The 13785-nt window shown below is 70.8% G+C and carries 18 protein-coding genes; 8 read left to right on the forward strand and 10 right to left on the reverse strand.

Annotated features, from left to right (window positions below; translation table 11 throughout):
- Positions 1 to 2 precede the first annotated feature (2 nt).
- The 3 genes from ABKA17_RS27260 to ABKA17_RS27270 all read right to left on the reverse strand — a co-directional run bounded on the left by ABKA17_RS27260 (position 3) and on the right by ABKA17_RS27270 (position 3688).
- Positions 3 to 1307 (reverse strand): PP2C family protein-serine/threonine phosphatase, encoded by a 1305-nt coding sequence (locus tag ABKA17_RS27260; RefSeq protein WP_353694892.1) that lies wholly within the window; start codon positions 1305 to 1307, stop codon positions 3 to 5.
- 296 nt (positions 1308 to 1603) lie between these two features.
- Positions 1604 to 2683, reverse strand: coding sequence for a C40 family peptidase (locus ABKA17_RS27265; protein WP_353694893.1), 1080 nt, complete (start codon positions 2681 to 2683; stop codon positions 1604 to 1606).
- A gap of 210 nt (positions 2684 to 2893) precedes the next feature.
- Positions 2894 to 3688: a class I SAM-dependent methyltransferase gene (locus tag ABKA17_RS27270; RefSeq protein ID WP_353694894.1), complete on the reverse strand. Its 795-nt coding sequence runs from the start codon at positions 3686 to 3688 to the stop codon at positions 2894 to 2896.
- A gap of 249 nt (positions 3689 to 3937) precedes the next feature.
- Here ABKA17_RS27270 and mshA point away from each other — a divergent pair, with 249 nt between their 5' ends.
- Together mshA and ABKA17_RS27280 are read left to right on the forward strand one after the other, a co-directional pair.
- Positions 3938 to 5275 (forward strand): D-inositol-3-phosphate glycosyltransferase, encoded by a 1338-nt coding sequence (gene mshA / locus ABKA17_RS27275; protein ID WP_353694895.1) that lies wholly within the window; start codon positions 3938 to 3940, stop codon positions 5273 to 5275.
- Complete coding sequence (locus tag ABKA17_RS27280) at positions 5268 to 5774, forward strand: type III secretion system chaperone family protein (protein WP_353694896.1); 507 nt, start codon at positions 5268 to 5270, stop codon at positions 5772 to 5774. The genes mshA and ABKA17_RS27280 overlap by 8 nt, the downstream gene beginning before the upstream one ends.
- A 6-nt stretch (positions 5775 to 5780) precedes the next feature.
- Here ABKA17_RS27280 and ABKA17_RS27285 read toward each other — a convergent pair whose 3' ends face one another.
- Both ABKA17_RS27285 and ABKA17_RS27290 read right to left on the reverse strand, forming a co-directional pair.
- The gene (locus tag ABKA17_RS27285) at positions 5781 to 6443 is read right to left on the reverse strand and encodes a class I SAM-dependent methyltransferase (protein WP_353694897.1); all 663 of its coding nucleotides are present in this window, start codon (positions 6441 to 6443) and stop codon (positions 5781 to 5783) included.
- 42 nt (positions 6444 to 6485) lie between these two features.
- A complete protein-coding gene (locus tag ABKA17_RS27290) occupies positions 6486 to 7292 on the reverse strand; it encodes a helix-turn-helix transcriptional regulator (protein WP_353694898.1) in 807 nt (268 codons plus the stop codon).
- A 49-nt stretch (positions 7293 to 7341) separates the two neighbouring features.
- On the opposite strand from ABKA17_RS27290, the gene ABKA17_RS27295 reads away from it, so the two are divergent.
- Positions 7342 to 7785, forward strand: coding sequence for a DUF2000 family protein (locus ABKA17_RS27295; RefSeq protein WP_502994398.1), 444 nt, complete (start codon positions 7342 to 7344; stop codon positions 7783 to 7785).
- 39 nt (positions 7786 to 7824) lie between these two features.
- On the opposite strand, the gene ABKA17_RS27300 is transcribed toward ABKA17_RS27295, so the two are convergent.
- Positions 7825 to 8361 carry a toll/interleukin-1 receptor domain-containing protein gene (locus tag ABKA17_RS27300; RefSeq protein ID WP_353694899.1) on the reverse strand — a complete coding sequence of 179 codons (537 nt, stop codon included), beginning with the start codon at positions 8359 to 8361 and terminating at the stop codon, positions 7825 to 7827.
- 150 nt (positions 8362 to 8511) lie between these two features.
- A complete protein-coding gene (locus tag ABKA17_RS27305; protein ID WP_353694900.1) occupies positions 8512 to 9777 on the reverse strand; it encodes an MDR family MFS transporter in 1266 nt (421 codons plus the stop codon).
- Positions 9778 to 9932: 155 nt separating this feature from the next.
- Between ABKA17_RS27305 and ABKA17_RS27310 the strand changes: the two genes are divergently transcribed.
- The 5 genes from ABKA17_RS27310 (at position 9933) to ABKA17_RS27330 (ending at position 12425) form a co-directional block, all read left to right on the forward strand.
- The gene (locus ABKA17_RS27310; protein ID WP_353694901.1) at positions 9933 to 10694 is read left to right on the forward strand and encodes a phosphoglyceromutase; all 762 of its coding nucleotides are present in this window, start codon (positions 9933 to 9935) and stop codon (positions 10692 to 10694) included.
- A gap of 106 nt (positions 10695 to 10800) precedes the next feature.
- Positions 10801 to 11202: a hypothetical protein gene (locus ABKA17_RS27315; RefSeq protein ID WP_353694902.1), complete on the forward strand. Its 402-nt coding sequence runs from the start codon at positions 10801 to 10803 to the stop codon at positions 11200 to 11202.
- A 128-nt stretch (positions 11203 to 11330) separates the two neighbouring features.
- Positions 11331 to 11657 carry a GYD domain-containing protein gene (locus ABKA17_RS27320; RefSeq protein WP_353694903.1) on the forward strand — a complete coding sequence of 109 codons (327 nt, stop codon included), beginning with the start codon at positions 11331 to 11333 and terminating at the stop codon, positions 11655 to 11657.
- 76 nt (positions 11658 to 11733) lie between these two features.
- Positions 11734 to 12048 carry a hypothetical protein gene (locus ABKA17_RS27325; RefSeq protein WP_353694904.1) on the forward strand — a complete coding sequence of 105 codons (315 nt, stop codon included), beginning with the start codon at positions 11734 to 11736 and terminating at the stop codon, positions 12046 to 12048.
- A 155-nt stretch (positions 12049 to 12203) separates the two neighbouring features.
- Complete coding sequence (locus tag ABKA17_RS27330; RefSeq protein ID WP_353694905.1) at positions 12204 to 12425, forward strand: hypothetical protein; 222 nt, start codon at positions 12204 to 12206, stop codon at positions 12423 to 12425.
- Positions 12426 to 12725: 300 nt separating this feature from the next.
- On the opposite strand, the gene ABKA17_RS27335 is transcribed toward ABKA17_RS27330, so the two are convergent.
- The 3 genes from ABKA17_RS27335 to ABKA17_RS27345 form a co-directional block, all read right to left on the reverse strand.
- Complete coding sequence (locus ABKA17_RS27335; RefSeq protein ID WP_353694906.1) at positions 12726 to 13055, reverse strand: hypothetical protein; 330 nt, start codon at positions 13053 to 13055, stop codon at positions 12726 to 12728.
- A gap of 24 nt (positions 13056 to 13079) precedes the next feature.
- Positions 13080 to 13331 carry an SCO4226 family nickel-binding protein gene (locus ABKA17_RS27340; RefSeq protein ID WP_353694907.1) on the reverse strand — a complete coding sequence of 84 codons (252 nt, stop codon included), beginning with the start codon at positions 13329 to 13331 and terminating at the stop codon, positions 13080 to 13082.
- Positions 13332 to 13473: 142 nt separating this feature from the next.
- Entirely contained in the window at positions 13474 to 13629 is a 156-nt protein-coding gene (locus ABKA17_RS27345) for a hypothetical protein (protein WP_353694908.1), read from the reverse strand.
- Positions 13630 to 13785 lie beyond the last annotated feature (156 nt).

Raw genomic sequence — 13785 nt, forward strand, 5'->3', positions numbered from 1 at the left:
GCTCAGCCCGTCCGGTCCAGCAGCAGTACGGCCACGTCGTCCGTCAGCTCGCCACCGTTCAGCTCGCGCACCTCGCTGACGGCCGCCCGCAGCAGCGCCTCGCCGGCCAGCCCCTCGGACAGCTGTCGGCGGACCATGGACACCATCCCGTCCTGACCGAGTCGCTCCCCGCCGACCCCGACCCGCCCCTCGATCAGCCCGTCGGTGTAGAGCATCAGGCTCCACTCGCGCCCCAGATCCACCTGCATCCGCGGCCACCGAGCACCGGGCAGCAGCCCGAGCGCGGGGCCGTTGTTGTCGTACGGCAGGAGCTGGGCCGGCCGTCCGGGGCGTGCGACCAGCGGTGAGGGGTGCCCGGCGAGGCACAGGCCCGCCCGGCGGCCGTCCGGTGCGATGTCCACCGTGCACAGCGTCGCGAAGATCTCGTCGTCGGACCGCTCGTGCTCCAGGACCTGCTGAAGGGTGCCGAGCAGCTCGTCCCCGCACAGCCCCGCGAGCGTCAGCGCCCGCCACGCGATCCGCAGCTCCACACCGAGGGCCGCCTCGTCGGGGCCGTGCCCGCAGACGTCGCCGATCATGGCGTGGACCGTGCCGTCGGGGGTGCGGACGACGTCGTAGAAGTCACCGCCGAGGAGTGCGCGTGAGCGCCCGGGGCGGTAGCGCGCGGCGAACCGCAGCGAGGAGCCCTCCAGGAGCGGCGTGGGCAGCAGGCCGCGCTCCAGGCGGCGGTTCTCCTGGGCTCGTACGCGGCCCTCGGCGAGCCGTCGCTCGGCGGTGTCGGAACGTTTCCTCTCCACGGCGTAGCGGATCGCGCGGCTCAGCAGCCGACTGTCCAGTTCGTCCCGGAAGAGGTAGTCCTGGGCGCCCACCCGGACCGCTTCCGTGCCGCGTTCGGCGTCGCCGGAGGCAGTGAGGGCGAGCACGGCGTGCCGGGGCGCGAGCTCCAGCACGTGCTTGAGCACGGCGAGCTCGTCGTCGGCGCCGCTGCGCGCGGGGGCGGGCAGGGCGAGGTCCAGCAGGATGCAGTGGACGTCGTCGGTGAGCAGCCGCGCGGCCTCGGTGAGGTTGCGGGCGGTACGGACGCGGATCGGATTGCCGGCGGAGTCGAGGAGCTCGGGCACCACCGTGGAGCCGCCCGGATCGTCCTCGATCACGAGCAGCGTCAGATGGGTGCCGCTGTTCTTCTCGGCCGTGCCTTCCGTGCGCGGGGCCTCTTCCCTTGAAGGGCCGCCACTTGCGGTCGCGGCCGGCGCCAGACCACTTTCCACGGCCGGGATCGCTCTCTGCCGCGGTACGGGTACGGGCATCGTCTTGGGTTCCTTCCCTCCCCCCGAGGGCATGGTGGGGCGAGGGACCTCGACCCACCGACGGGGACCATAGCGGTACTCGGCGCCGCAACGGAATGGTGTACGGCACCCGGCTCGACCGGCGGCCACTGTCATATGCCGCGTTCCCTACCGCAGTTGGACACCCCGCCCGAGGTGCGGGAATGACGAACGTCACGTCCGCGGCGGGTTTGTGCGGCGCCCGAGGTGCGCTGCGTCACGTGACCCCGGTCTCAGGCCGCGGGGCTCAGGTCCCCGAGGTCCAGGTCCCCCGAGGCTCAGGCGTCCGGCCGTACGACCGCCAGGATCGGCATCGTGCCCGCGCCCGCGATCGTCACCGTCCGCCCCGGACGCGGGGCGTGGATGATCGCGCCGTCGCCTATGTACATCGCGACATGGCTGGCATCGGAGTTGTAGATGATGAGGTCGCCGGGCCGCATGTCCTTGATGTCCACGTGCTTGAGCTGCTTCCACTGCTGCTGCGAGGTCCGCGGAATGCCCTGCCCGGCACTGGCCCAGGCCTGCGAGGTCAGCCCCGAGCAGTCGTACGAACCAGGCCCCTCGGCGCCCCATTCGTACGGCTTTCCTATCTGGGCGGTCGCGTACTCCACCGCCTTCTTGCCCTGGGCGGAGGCCTTGCCGTTGATCTCGGCGAGGATCCCGGAGTCCAGCCAGGCGGTCTGCGCCTGGTAGGCGGCCTCCTGCTCCAGCCGGGCGAGGCGCTCCTTCTCCTCCTTCTCCAGCTGGGACTCGAGCTCCTCGGCCGCCGCGATCTGCTTCTTGACCTTCTTCTTGGCGGCGGCCTTCGCCTTGCGGTTGGCCTCCAGCTTGTCCCACTGGGCGGAGGCGTCCTTGGCATACTGCTCCAAGTCCTCCTGGGTGCGGGTCATTTCCGCGATGAGCCCCTTGGTGGCGCGCTGCCCCTGGAGGACGCGCCCGGTGCCGTCGAGGAACTGCTGCGGGTTGTCGCTGAGCATCAGCTGTGCCTCGTCGGGCAGTCCGCCGGTGCGGTACTGGGCGGCGGCCGCGGCACCGGCCCGCTTCTTCAACTGGGCCAGCTTCTCCTGGCCCTTGACGATCTTCTTCGCCAGCGCCACGATCGCGGCCGACTGCTGGTCGGCGGCCTCCTCGGCGGCGTTGTACGCGTCCGTGGCGACGGCGGCGTCGTGATAGAGGTCGTCCAGCTTCTCGCGTACGGCCTCAAGGTCCTTGTTGGTCCCGGTGGTCGAGGACGCGGAGGGGGAGGGCGTCGGAGTGGGACTCGGTGCGGCGAACGCCGTGCCCGGTACCGCCAGGACGGTGACCGCACAGACCACGGTCACGGCCGCTGTGATCAGGCCGCGCTTGCCCGCACCCATACCCCTGCCCCCAAACCTGATTTACCGTCAGTAACTTACGGACGCTTGGGGGATCGTGCCATGCCGCGCCGGAAAGCGACAGAGGCAGTGCTTCGGTGCTGCTTCGGTAGTGCTTCCCCCCATTCACGCCCCCGCATGACGATCTCCCCGCCTTTGTGACGAACGACTCACGGAGATCGTTCCCCGCAGGTCAGAGGAGCACGTACGGGTTCACCCGCGCGGGGCCAACGCCTCCCACGCCACGGTGACTTCCCCCTGCCGCCACCGCACCGGCCCGTCCAGGACCGGCCAGTGGGCCGTCAGCTCTCGCACCGCGCGGATCCAGCGCTGACGGGCGCCGTACGAGGCGTAGGGCGCGGCGGCGGCCCAGGCGCGGTCGAAGTCACGCAGGAAGGCGTGCACCGGCTCACCGGCGACATTCCGGTGGATGAGCGCCTTGGGCAGCCGCTCCGCGAGGTCGGAGGGCCGCTCCAGCGAACCCAGCCGGGTGGCGAAGGTGACCGTCCGCGGCCCCTCCTGTCCGAGCGCGACCCACACATGCCGGCGCCCGATCTCGTCACAGGTCCCCTCGACGAGCAGCCCGTCCGGAGCGAGCCGCGCGCACAGCCGAGCCCAGACCTCGGCGACCTCGCCCTCCTCGTACTGCCGCAGCACATTGGCGGCCCGGATGAGCGTCGGCTGCTGCGACACGGGGATCTCGAACCCGCCGTGCCGGAACTCCAGCCCCTCCCGCTCGTACGGCTTCGCCGCCGCGACCCGGGCGGGCTCGATCTCCACGCCCACGACACGCGCGCGTGGCGCGACGGTCCGCAGGCGCGCGAGCAACTCGACGGCGGTCCAGGGCGCGGCCCCGTACCCGAGATCGATCGCCAACGCCTCCCCGGCCCGCCGCAGCGCGCCCCCGTGCGTCGCGGCGATCCAGCGGTCCATCCGCCGCAGCCGATTGGGGTTGGTCGTCCCGCGCGTGACCGTGCCCACGGGTCGATGCGCTGCGCGGGCTGTCATGCCTACGAGGGTATGCGCCCGCCACGCCCCCCGACCCGGCACGGGTGGCCACGGGCCGCCGCGGGCACCCACCCCCTCAGCCGCCCCGGCCAGGACGCGTCAGCACCCCGAACAGTTGAGCGACCCCCGGTAATACCCAGGCAAAAATCGTCGCGCCCGGAATGGGAACCCGTCCCTCCGATGTTGGACCCCCTTGGAGGGCGCCCCACACCCTCCCCCAGGCATGCCCGCAGCGAGGAGGACCGCCACGTGAGCCAGTACGTCAGCAGGCTCGGGCGTCGCTCGCCGGCGACCCCCGCGCGGCTGCGGCTGCACCGCCGCCCCCGCCGTATCGCGATGCTCTCCGTGCACACCTCACCGCTCCACCAGCCCGGCACCGGCGACGCGGGTGGCATGAACGTCTACATCGTCGAGCTCGCGCAGCGCCTCGCGGCCATCAACATCGAGGTCGAGATCTTCACGCGCGCGACGACGGCCGCACTCGAGCCCACCGTCCAGCTCGCCCCCGGCGTCCTCGTCCGACACGTCGACGCCGGCCCCTACGAGGGCCTCGCCAAGGAAGAGCTCCCCGCCCAGCTCTGCGCCTTCACGCACGGTGTGATGCAGGCCTGGGCCGGTCACCGCCCCGGCTACTACGACCTCGTCCACTCCCACTACTGGCTCTCCGGCCACGTCGGCTGGCTCGCCGCCCAGCGCTGGGGCGTCCCCCTGGTCCACGCCATGCACACCATGGCCAAGGTCAAGAACGCCAACCTCGCCGACGGCGACACCCCCGAACCCGCCGCCCGAGTCATCGGCGAGACCCAGATCGTCGACGCCGCGGACCGGCTCATCGCCAACACCGCCGAAGAGGCCGACGAGCTCGTACGGCACTACAGCGCCGACCCCGGCAAGGTCGCCGTCGTCCACCCCGGCGTCAACCTCGACCGCTTCAGCCCCGCCGACGGCCGCGCCGCCTCCCGCGCCCGCCTCGGCCTGCCCCAGGACGCCCTCGTCCCGCTCTTCGCCGGCCGCATCCAGCCCCTGAAGGCCCCGGACATCCTGCTTCGCGCGGTCGCCGTCCTCCTCGACGAACGCCCCGAGCTGCGCTCCCGCATGGTCGTCCCCATCGTCGGCGGCCCCAGCGGCAGCGGCCTCGCCAAACCCGAGGGCCTCCAGAAGCTCGCCGCCCGCCTCGGCATCGCCGACGTCGTACGGTTCCGCCCGCCCGTCGGCCAGGAGCAGCTCGCGGACTGGTTCCGTGCCGCGTCCGTCCTGGTCATGCCGTCGTACAGCGAGTCCTTCGGCCTGGTCGCCATAGAGGCCCAGGCAGCCGGCACCCCCGTCCTGGCAGCGGCGGTCGGCGGCCTGCCGGTGGCGGTCCAGGACGGCCGTACGGGGTTCCTCGTACGCGGCCACAATCCGGCCGACTACGCGCGCGTGCTGCGCGCCTTCGCCGATGACCCGCAGGCGGCGCCCCGCATGGGCGCGGCGGCCGCCCGGCACGCGCAGTCCTTCGGCTGGGACACCTCGGCGGCCGCCACCGCGGACGTCTACACGGCGGCGATGCAGGCGCACCGCCGTCGCGTACGCTCCCACCATGGCTGACACGGAGACGGAGAAAGCGGCGCAGGTCATCGAGGGTGTCCTCAAGGACGCCGAGCTGGAGTGGGAGAGCCCCGACGCCGGCAACTACGTCGTCCAGCTCCCCGGCACCCGCAAACTCAAGACGACCGTCTCCCTCCTCGTCGGCCGCCACTCCCTCTCCCTGAACGCCTTCGTCATCCGCCACCCCGACGAGAACGAACAAGGCGTCCACCGCTGGCTCCTGGAGCGCAACCTCAAGCTGTACGGCGTGAGTTACGCCGTCGACCGGCTCGGCGACGTCTACGTCACCGCCAAACTCCCCCTCGCCACCGTCACCGCCGACGAGATCGACCGTCTCCTCGGCCAGGTCCTGGAGGCGGCGGACGGCGCTTTCAACACCCTCCTCGAACTGGGCTTCGCGAGCGCCATCCGCAAGGAGTACGAATGGCGGGTGGCCCGGGGCGAGTCGACCCGCAACCTGGACGCGTTCGCGCACCTCACCCAGCGCCCGTCCGACTGACGTCGGTCACCTGTCCCGCAGCACGTCGTACCCGACGAACTCGAACATGCGCTCCCCGCGCGCCAGCGGTCCCAGCGGCGCCAGCGGCCCCGGCTCGCCGGTGAACCGGTGGGCCCCCACCCCGAAGTCCAGCTCCGGGTCGGACACCCACAGCCGCTCGAACCCGCGCTCCTCCAGCCACGCGCACACCTGCGGCACGAGATCGACGGTGCCGATCCGCCGGTTCCGCGTCCACACGACCGTGCCGCCCGTACGGCACAACCGGGTGCAGTGGCCGACGAGCCGCTCGACGTCGGCGTCGGTGACATTGCCGAGGACCCCGCAGATCAGGACGAGATCGGCGGGGACGAACCCGACGTAGTGATCGCTCGCCGAGGCGTCCCCGGCGACGACCTCGACACCGGGCAGCCCGACAGCCGCCGACCTGGCCACCGCCACGTTCCGCTCGTCCAGCTCGACGAGCCGCGCCCGTACGTCGTCCCGCCGCGGATGGTCGGCGAGCACGCCGATCAGGTCGTGCCCCTGCCCGGCGCAGAGGCTGACGGCGGTGAGGGGCCCGGGCGGGGCGTCGTCGAGGGCGCGGCGGATGCGGTCCTGGACCACCACGAGCCGCTGTGAGAGATGGGAGTCGGGGGAGCCGTACCGGTCGTGCCAGGCGTGCCAGTCCATGTGGTGGACGATAGATCGCCGACCGTACGAACCGCCCCTGATTTACGGTGACTTGGCGTACCGCCCCGGCGTGACCCCCACCAACTTCCGGAAGTGCCGGGTCAGATGGGACTGGTCGAAGAACCCGGTCGCCGCGGCGACCTCCCCCGGCCGCCGCCCGTCCAGGAGCAGCCGCCGGGCGCGGTCGACCCGGCGGGAGGTGAGGTACTGGTGCGGGGCGATGCCGTACGCGGTGCTGAACGCCCGCACCAGATGCGCCGGATGGGCCCGCAGCAGCGCGGCCGCCTCCTCCAGCGAGACACCCTCGACCACCCGCTCGTCGAGCAGTTCCCGCAGCCGCCGGGCCAGGGCCGGGTCGGCGCGCGGGACATCGGTGACGAGCCGCGGCCGCAGATGAGCCGCGAGCCGCTCCCCGACGAACGTCAGCCTGCTCGCGGCCTCCAGTTCGTCACCGGGATGGTCCAGGGCGTGGTGCAACTGCCCGACGCGCCGCCGCAGCAGGGGGTCCCGCAGATCGGGGGTGTCGACGGCGGATCCGACGAGCTCCTCGCCGAGCAGCGAGGTGTCGAGATAGACGACCCGCTTGCGGAACCCGCCCGGCGTGGCCGGGGAGCCGTTGTGCGGAACGTGCGGCGGCAACAGGGACACCGTGTCGTGCGGAGTGCCGTGCTCATGCCGGTCGAGGTCGTACCGCACGGCCCCGTCGTCCACGATCAACAACGTCCACGCCTCGTGCACATGCATCGGATAGGCGTACCCGGTGAAGTGCGCGTGGAAGACCTCCACGACGCCCGGGACGGCGGGGCGCCACGCGGAGACGGTCTGCCGGGTGGAGTGCCGGGTGGCCATGCAAAGAACGTACAAGACAGGGTCGGACGGCATTCGACAGTCTCGCTCCATGAACGACGACACACCCGTCCGAGACGAACCCGTCCGATTCGACACCAAGATCGCCGTCCTGCTCCGGGAGGACCTGGAGCCGTGGCAGCGCCTGAACGTCACCGCCTTCCTGGTCAGCGGCCTCGGCACGACCGTCCCCGAGGTCGTCGGGGAGCCGTACGAGGACGCCGACGGCGTCGGATATCTGCCCATGTTCCGGCAGCCGGTGATGGTCTTCGAGGGCACGAAGGAGACCCTGACAGCGGCCCACGGCAAGGCCCTGTCCCGCGCCCTGCCGTGCGCGGTGTTCACCGGCGACCTGTTCACGACAGGCAACGACCACGACAACCGAGCAGCGGTGCGCGCGGTGGGAACGGGACAGCTGGACCTGGTGGGACTGGCCGTGTACGGGGCCCGGAACGCGGTGGACAAGGTGGTGAAGGGGGCGCGGATGCATCCGTGAGAGCGCCCCAGGAGCTGCGCTTCCGCTGAAGGGACGCCCTCAGCTTCTGCGGTCCCATACGGCGGGGCCGTCGCCGGTGCGGCGCGGGAACGGTGGTTGGGAGCCGTGTGGGGCGGTCGGTGCGGGTGGTGCGGTCGCGGTGCCGGGGAAGGTCGGTGGGCGAGTGGGTCGTTCGGGGCCTCGTACGGCGTCCAGGAGGGCCTTGAGGGCATCGGGCTCGCTCAGTCCGTGCAGGTCCTTGCGGAGCCGGGGCGCGAGGATCGCCGGCAACTGGCCCTCCTCCAGGGGCTCGACGACCAGCGGGACGTAACGGCCCCGCCGGGCGAGTACGGAGGTCCACTCCTCCTCGGTGTAGCGGCCCGGTTCGAAGTAACGCGGGGAGAAGACGGCGACGACGGCGGACGCCTGGGCGAGCGCCTCGCTCATCTTCGTCACGAAGTCGTCGCCGGTACGCCAGTGCCAGCGGTCCAGCACGACTCGGTAGCCGTTCTCCTGGAGGTGCCAGGCCACCCACTCCGCCCACACGTTGTCCGGGCCGGCATAGCTGACGAAGATCAGCTCGGAACTGTCGGACATCCCCGTCTCCCACCCCAGCGGCCCCGGCGGCCCCCCGCGACTACCTGTATACCGCCGGGAAACGCGTCCCCGCCCGACGTAGCGAAAAGTCGGTGAGCAGGGGATACGGGGACACGGGGCTACGGGGGTGAGGGCCGGGGGCGACCGGGTTCAGGCGGCGCTGGGTTCGGGCTTGGCGGTGACCGGCGGCTCGGCGGGCGCCGGGATGTCGTCCTCGGCGGGCAGTCGCCGCATGAGCATGCCGTAGCCGACCGCGGCCACCGTGCCGACGACCGCGCACAGTCCCCACAGCCACTCGGCGCCGTAGTGGTCGATGATCAGGCCGGACATCAGCGGCGCGACGAGCGAGGCGACGGCCCAGGACAGGGTGTACATGCCCTGGTAGCGGCCCCGGCCGTGAGTGGGGGAGAGGCGGACGACCAGGCTCGTCTGGGTGGGCGCGTTGACGATCTCGGCGAGGGTCCAGACGCAGACCGTGAGGGCGAAGACGCCGATGGAGCCCGCGAAGGCGGTGAGCCCGAAGCCGTATCCGGCGAGCAGGGACGAGATGACGAGCAGGCGGCGTGGGTCCCGGTGCTGGATGTACCGGGTGACCGGGATCTGGAGCGCGACGATGAGGATGCCGTTGACGGCGATCGCCATGCCGTAGTCGGCGGCGGTGAAGCCGGCCTGGCCCATCGCCACCGGGAGTCCGACCGCGCCCTGCTGGAAGACCAGGGCGATGAGGAAGGACAGCGCGACGACGCCCATGTAGCGCCCGTCACGGAGCACGGTACCGAGCCCGACGGCGGCGTCCGCGCCCTTCTCGCTCGGCGTCCGCTCGGGCCGCGACTCGGGCAGCTTCAGGAAGACCACGACCGCGCAGACGGCGGTCATGCCGGCCTCGAGGAGGAAGCCGGCGAGGTAGCTGACCTCGGCGATGAACCCGGCGGCCATGGAGGAGACGGCGAACCCGAGGTTGATGGCCCAGTAGTTGAGGGAGAAGGCGCGGACCCGGTCCTCCGGCCGCACGATGTCGGCCATCATCGCCTGCACCGCGGGCCGCGAGGCGTTGGAGGCCATGCCGACCAGGAACGCGACGGCGGCGATGGCGACCGGGTGGTGCATGAAGCCGAGCAGTGCCACGGAGGCGGCGGTGGAGGCCTGGGCGATCAGCAGCGTGGGCCGCCGCCCCAGCCGGTCGGTCATGACACCGGCCCCGAGGGAGGAGACGACCCCGCCCAGCCCGTGCAGCGAGGCGACGAGACCGGCGTAGGCGGCGGAGTACCCGCGGTCCAGCGTGAGATAGAGCGCCATGAAGGTGGCGACGAAGGCGCCGAGCCGGTTGACGAGGGTGCTGGTCCACAGCCACCAGAACTCTCGGGGGAGCCCGGAGACGGATTCCCGCAGGGCGCGTCTCACGGTGGTCGGTGACATGGCGGATCCCCCGGGGCGGTGTAAGGGCTGGTTTCGGCATGCGCAACTTACAAGTGCGCCGCTCTGCCGGGCCACTCAATTAACAGATCCGGTCAACCGTCCGCCTGCCGAGCGGGGCGCGCGAGCGACCAGACGGGTGGATTACGCTCATACGCATGGCCGACGCACCGTACAAGCTGATCCTCCTCCGCCACGGCGAGAGCGAGTGGAACGCGAAGAACCTGTTCACCGGCTGGGTGGACGTCAACCTGAACGAGAAGGGCGAGAAGGAGGCAGTCCGCGGTGGCGAGCTCCTGAAGGACGCCGATCTCCTCCCCGACGTGGTGCACACGTCCCTCCAGAAGCGCGCCATCCGCACGGCGCAGCTCGCGCTGGAGTCGGCGGACCGCCACTGGATCCCGGTCCACCGCAGCTGGCGTCTGAACGAGCGTCACTACGGCGCCCTCCAGGGCAAGGACAAGGCCCAGACCCTCGTGGAGTTCGGCGAGGAGCAGTTCATGCTCTGGCGCCGCTCCTACGACACGCCCCCGCCGGCCCTTGAGGACGGCACGGAGTTCTCCCAGTCGGACGACCCGCGCTACGCCACGATCCCGCCGGAGCTCCGCCCCCGCACGGAGTGCCTGAAGGACGTCGTCGTCCGCATGCTCCCGTACTGGTACGACGGCATCGTCCCCGACCTCCTCGCCGGCCGCACGGTCCTGGTCGCCGCCCATGGCAACTCCCTCCGAGCCCTGGTCAAGCACCTGGACGGCATCTCCGACGCCGACATCGCGGGCCTCAACATCCCGACCGGCATCCCCCTCTCCTACGAACTGGACGCCGACTTCAAGCCCCTGAACCCGGGCGGCACCTACCTCGACCCCGACGCGGCCGCGGCAGCGATCGAGGCGGTCAAGAACCAGGGCAAGAAGAAGTAACGCGACGCTGACAAGCCCCCTGCCTGCGGTTTCCCCGCGGGTGGGGGGCTCTTGGTGCAGGCAGGCCTCGGTAGCGGTGTCAGTCCCGGGCTGTACGGTCCAGCCCATGGCTGAGAGACCGACCACGAGCTGGCGGCACGGCATAACCGAGGAAGCCGAAGAGCTTGCCGCCGGCACGCTGGGTCCCGAGTGTGCCTGTATGGCGGCGCTGTTTCCCGAGGAGCTGCTTGAGGCGACCGACGCGGTCCTCGATGCCTTTGAGGGTGACCTTCTGGGACTTGGTGAGGCCGGTGACGAACAGGTCTTCGCTGTGGTGGAACGCGTCGTCCTGGCGCTTAACGCGGTGAACGACGCCAACAACGGCAGCGCCTTCGAAACCGGTGAACGCGAAGAGCTGTGCGACTACATCGACGAGGCCCTCACCGAGCACGGCGTCGATGTGGTCGCCCTGACCGCCCGCCACGGCCTCGGCCGGTACCAGCTCACGGACAAGTGGCGGAAGTGGTGACCGGACGCACCGGATGGCTGCAGTGGCCATACCGGTCGTCATCCCGGCCGTTCGGGGGAGGCGTGGGTGGCCTCGGGGGCGTCTTCGGCTCCGTGGGGCATTCCTTTCGGGGACGAAAGGGAGATGTGATGCCGCTCTATCTGTCGAGGTTCAGCTATACGCCGGAGACCTGGGCGAGACTCATCGGCCACCCCGAGGACCGGGCGAAGGCCGCTCAGTCGTACATCGAGTCCGTCGGGGGCAAGCTCCACGGGTTCTGGTACGCGTTCGGCACCCGCGACGGCTACAACCTGTGGGAGGCCCCCGACAACGTGTCCATGGCCGCGGTCGCCCTGGCGATCAGCGGAGGCGGCGCACTCAGCTCCTTCGAGACGACCGTCCTCCTGACCGTCGACGAAACCATGGACGCCCTGCGCAAGGCCGGACAAGTCCAGTACCGGGCCCCCGGCGTGTAACGGCCCAGGTGCCCGAGTGGGCGGGAGGTTGTCGCCGGCCGTCGACAACCCCCGCCGTTCTGGCCATGATTGGCCGATGCCCGAGTTCAGTTGGCCGGACCGCTCGCAGGTGCCGACGCCGGAGGCCGTGGAGCGGGGGTGGTCGGCGACCGTGGCCGCACTGCCTCCTGGGTCTCGCGTCCGGGGGCAGGTTGTCGGCCGACAGCCGTTCGGTGTCTTCCTGCTGCTCGACGGCGTACCGGATGCGATCGGTCTGGCCGAGATCTCCGCCATGCCGCACCACATGGAGCTGCCCCTGGTGGGTGCCACCGTGTCCGGCGAAGTGATCTGGCACGCGGATCGCAACCGTCAGGTGAGGATCAGACTCGATGAATGGCGCCCAGCCGACTGAGCGGCTCAGTCACCTTGAACTTGAAGACGGCCGGTGAACGATTTTCGCCGGGCCAGGTTTCAAAACCGCAGGTCAGCGGCTTGGTGTGGCTGATCTGTTGCGGATTTGTGCCGACGGCCACAGCGAGCGGGATCCGCGTAGGCGCATACTGAGCCATGACAAAGCCCGCGGCACCGAAGCGTCACTTGCCTACCAGCCCCTTCAAGGCCCCGGTTGCACCGGCCCCCAAGCACTTCGCTATGGGCGATCAGGTCACCCACGACATGTACGGCCTCGGCTCGGTGATCGGCGTCGAGGAGGGCATCGCGATGCTCGTCGACTTCGGCTCGGCGCAGATGCGGATCCTCAGCCCGTACACCAAGATGACCAAGCTCTAGAACCGCAGTGCCCGGTCACGGCACACCAGGTCCCGATCGGGACCTGTAACGAAAGGCAGACCTCTCATCGACCCGACGTCGCTGTTCTCTGCCGTGGAAGGGCAACCTCGCCGTTCCACGGCGGTCTCGCCGTCCCCGGCGACCAACCCCTTCCAGTCCCCGGACTTCGGAGAAGCCGAGCTGCTCTGGCCCGAGGACGTGGAGGACACACCACAGCCCGCCCCACGCACGCGTACCGCCCGGCGCAGGGCCGCCTAGCTCGTAGCCGCCAGTCCGTAGCGCTCGCTCGTGGCTGCCGGCTCAGGGCATCGGCGTGAAGCCGGCTGAGCGGTCCAGGTGGAACGGGGCCCCCGGGGCCGTGGGAGCCCACCCCTCCTGGAGGGCCAGCTGGACGGCCCGCGCCACCTCGGACGGCAGGACGGGCCTGGACTCCAGGCCGAACCAATTGCTCGCGTGCGGTCGGTCCGTGGTGACCACGAGAGTCGTTCCCGGGGTCTCCGCGTGCTCGACCGCGAACGTGCACGGCGTCCAGGACAAGGCCTGGAAGTAGGTCGGCCTACGCCGCAGCCGCCAGCGGTACGCCGTCCCGTCGACGACGATGCGCCGTGCGCCCTTGCGACCCAGTGCCATGGCTCCTCCTCGGACTGAAGGAGCCTACGAGATCGTCAGCGGCACCGCGTGGATCTCGTCCGCCTTGTGCCCGGTCCGCTCGTGGATGCGCTGGACCGCGTCCGCCGAGGGCGCCTCGGACAGGCAGTAGACCGTCCCGGACTCGGGGTCCGCCCACGCGCGCTGGAAGTGGACGCCCTCCTCCTTCTCAATGTCGAGGTCGGCCTGGTGAGCCTGCTTCAGCTGATCGGCCGTGATGCCCTTCATCCCGTGATGTACGTCCATGAACTGCGCCATGACCCGCACCTCCTTACCGTTCCTTCCATGCTGCGCCCCACAGGCCCGAAGCGGCGACCGCAGAGCACAGAGCACGGACTGGACGAAGGGCCCCGGCGCGTTCACCGGAGCCCTTCACGGTCGTACGACAAGAATCGCGGTGTCAGCCGCACTGGCACGGATTGCCCGACTGGCACCCGCACCCGCAGCCCGAGCCGCAGCCGCACGCGCCTATCAGCATCAGGTTCCTGATCTCGGCGGGCTGCTCGGTCTCGCGCTCCTGCGTCGGGTCGGGCGTGGTGCTGGGGGATTCGGCCATGGGTCCCTCCTCGAGGCAAGGGTCTGACTCTCGGCACAGACCCTGTGCCCATTGCATGCCCGCCCGAGCGGTCGCATCAACGGCGCACAGAGGCTTGCGAGCGCCTCGAACAGGCTCCATCGCGCCCGTTCAGGCCCCCCTCGACGCCCGGCTCAG

The sequence above is a fragment of the Streptomyces sp. RG80 genome (assembly GCF_040446465.1).
Lineage (GTDB): Bacteria > Actinomycetota > Actinomycetes > Streptomycetales > Streptomycetaceae > Streptomyces.

What these genes read in the sequence shown, in the direction of transcription:
- ABKA17_RS27345 (WP_353694908.1), bottom strand. Translation starts at nt 13,629, where the DNA reads ATGGCCGAATCCCCCAGCACCACGCCCGACCCGACGCAGGAGCGCGAG.
- ABKA17_RS27290 (WP_353694898.1), bottom strand. Translation starts at nt 7,292, where the DNA reads ATGGCCACCCGGCACTCCACCCGGCAGACCGTCTCCGCGTGGCGCCCC.
- ABKA17_RS27280 (WP_353694896.1), top strand. Translation starts at nt 5,268, where the DNA reads ATGGCTGACACGGAGACGGAGAAAGCGGCGCAGGTCATCGAGGGTGTC.
- ABKA17_RS27325 (WP_353694904.1), top strand. Translation starts at nt 11,734, where the DNA reads ATGCCCGAGTTCAGTTGGCCGGACCGCTCGCAGGTGCCGACGCCGGAG.
- ABKA17_RS27265 (WP_353694893.1), bottom strand. Translation starts at nt 2,683, where the DNA reads ATGGGTGCGGGCAAGCGCGGCCTGATCACAGCGGCCGTGACCGTGGTC.
- ABKA17_RS27340 (WP_353694907.1), bottom strand. Translation starts at nt 13,331, where the DNA reads ATGGCGCAGTTCATGGACGTACATCACGGGATGAAGGGCATCACGGCC.
- ABKA17_RS27315 (WP_353694902.1), top strand. Translation starts at nt 10,801, where the DNA reads ATGGCTGAGAGACCGACCACGAGCTGGCGGCACGGCATAACCGAGGAA.
- ABKA17_RS27335 (WP_353694906.1), bottom strand. Translation starts at nt 13,055, where the DNA reads ATGGCACTGGGTCGCAAGGGCGCACGGCGCATCGTCGTCGACGGGACG.
- ABKA17_RS27285 (WP_353694897.1), bottom strand. Translation starts at nt 6,443, where the DNA reads ATGGACTGGCACGCCTGGCACGACCGGTACGGCTCCCCCGACTCCCAT.
- ABKA17_RS27310 (WP_353694901.1), top strand. Translation starts at nt 9,933, where the DNA reads ATGGCCGACGCACCGTACAAGCTGATCCTCCTCCGCCACGGCGAGAGC.
- ABKA17_RS27330 (WP_353694905.1), top strand. Translation starts at nt 12,204, where the DNA reads ATGACAAAGCCCGCGGCACCGAAGCGTCACTTGCCTACCAGCCCCTTC.
- ABKA17_RS27305 (WP_353694900.1), bottom strand. Translation starts at nt 9,777, where the DNA reads ATGTCACCGACCACCGTGAGACGCGCCCTGCGGGAATCCGTCTCCGGG.
- ABKA17_RS27295 (WP_502994398.1), top strand. Translation starts at nt 7,342, where the DNA reads ATGAACGACGACACACCCGTCCGAGACGAACCCGTCCGATTCGACACC.
- ABKA17_RS27260 (WP_353694892.1), bottom strand. Translation starts at nt 1,307, where the DNA reads ATGCCCGTACCCGTACCGCGGCAGAGAGCGATCCCGGCCGTGGAAAGT.
- ABKA17_RS27320 (WP_353694903.1), top strand. Translation starts at nt 11,331, where the DNA reads ATGCCGCTCTATCTGTCGAGGTTCAGCTATACGCCGGAGACCTGGGCG.
- ABKA17_RS27270 (WP_353694894.1), bottom strand. Translation starts at nt 3,688, where the DNA reads ATGACAGCCCGCGCAGCGCATCGACCCGTGGGCACGGTCACGCGCGGG.
- ABKA17_RS27300 (WP_353694899.1), bottom strand. Translation starts at nt 8,361, where the DNA reads ATGTCCGACAGTTCCGAGCTGATCTTCGTCAGCTATGCCGGCCCGGAC.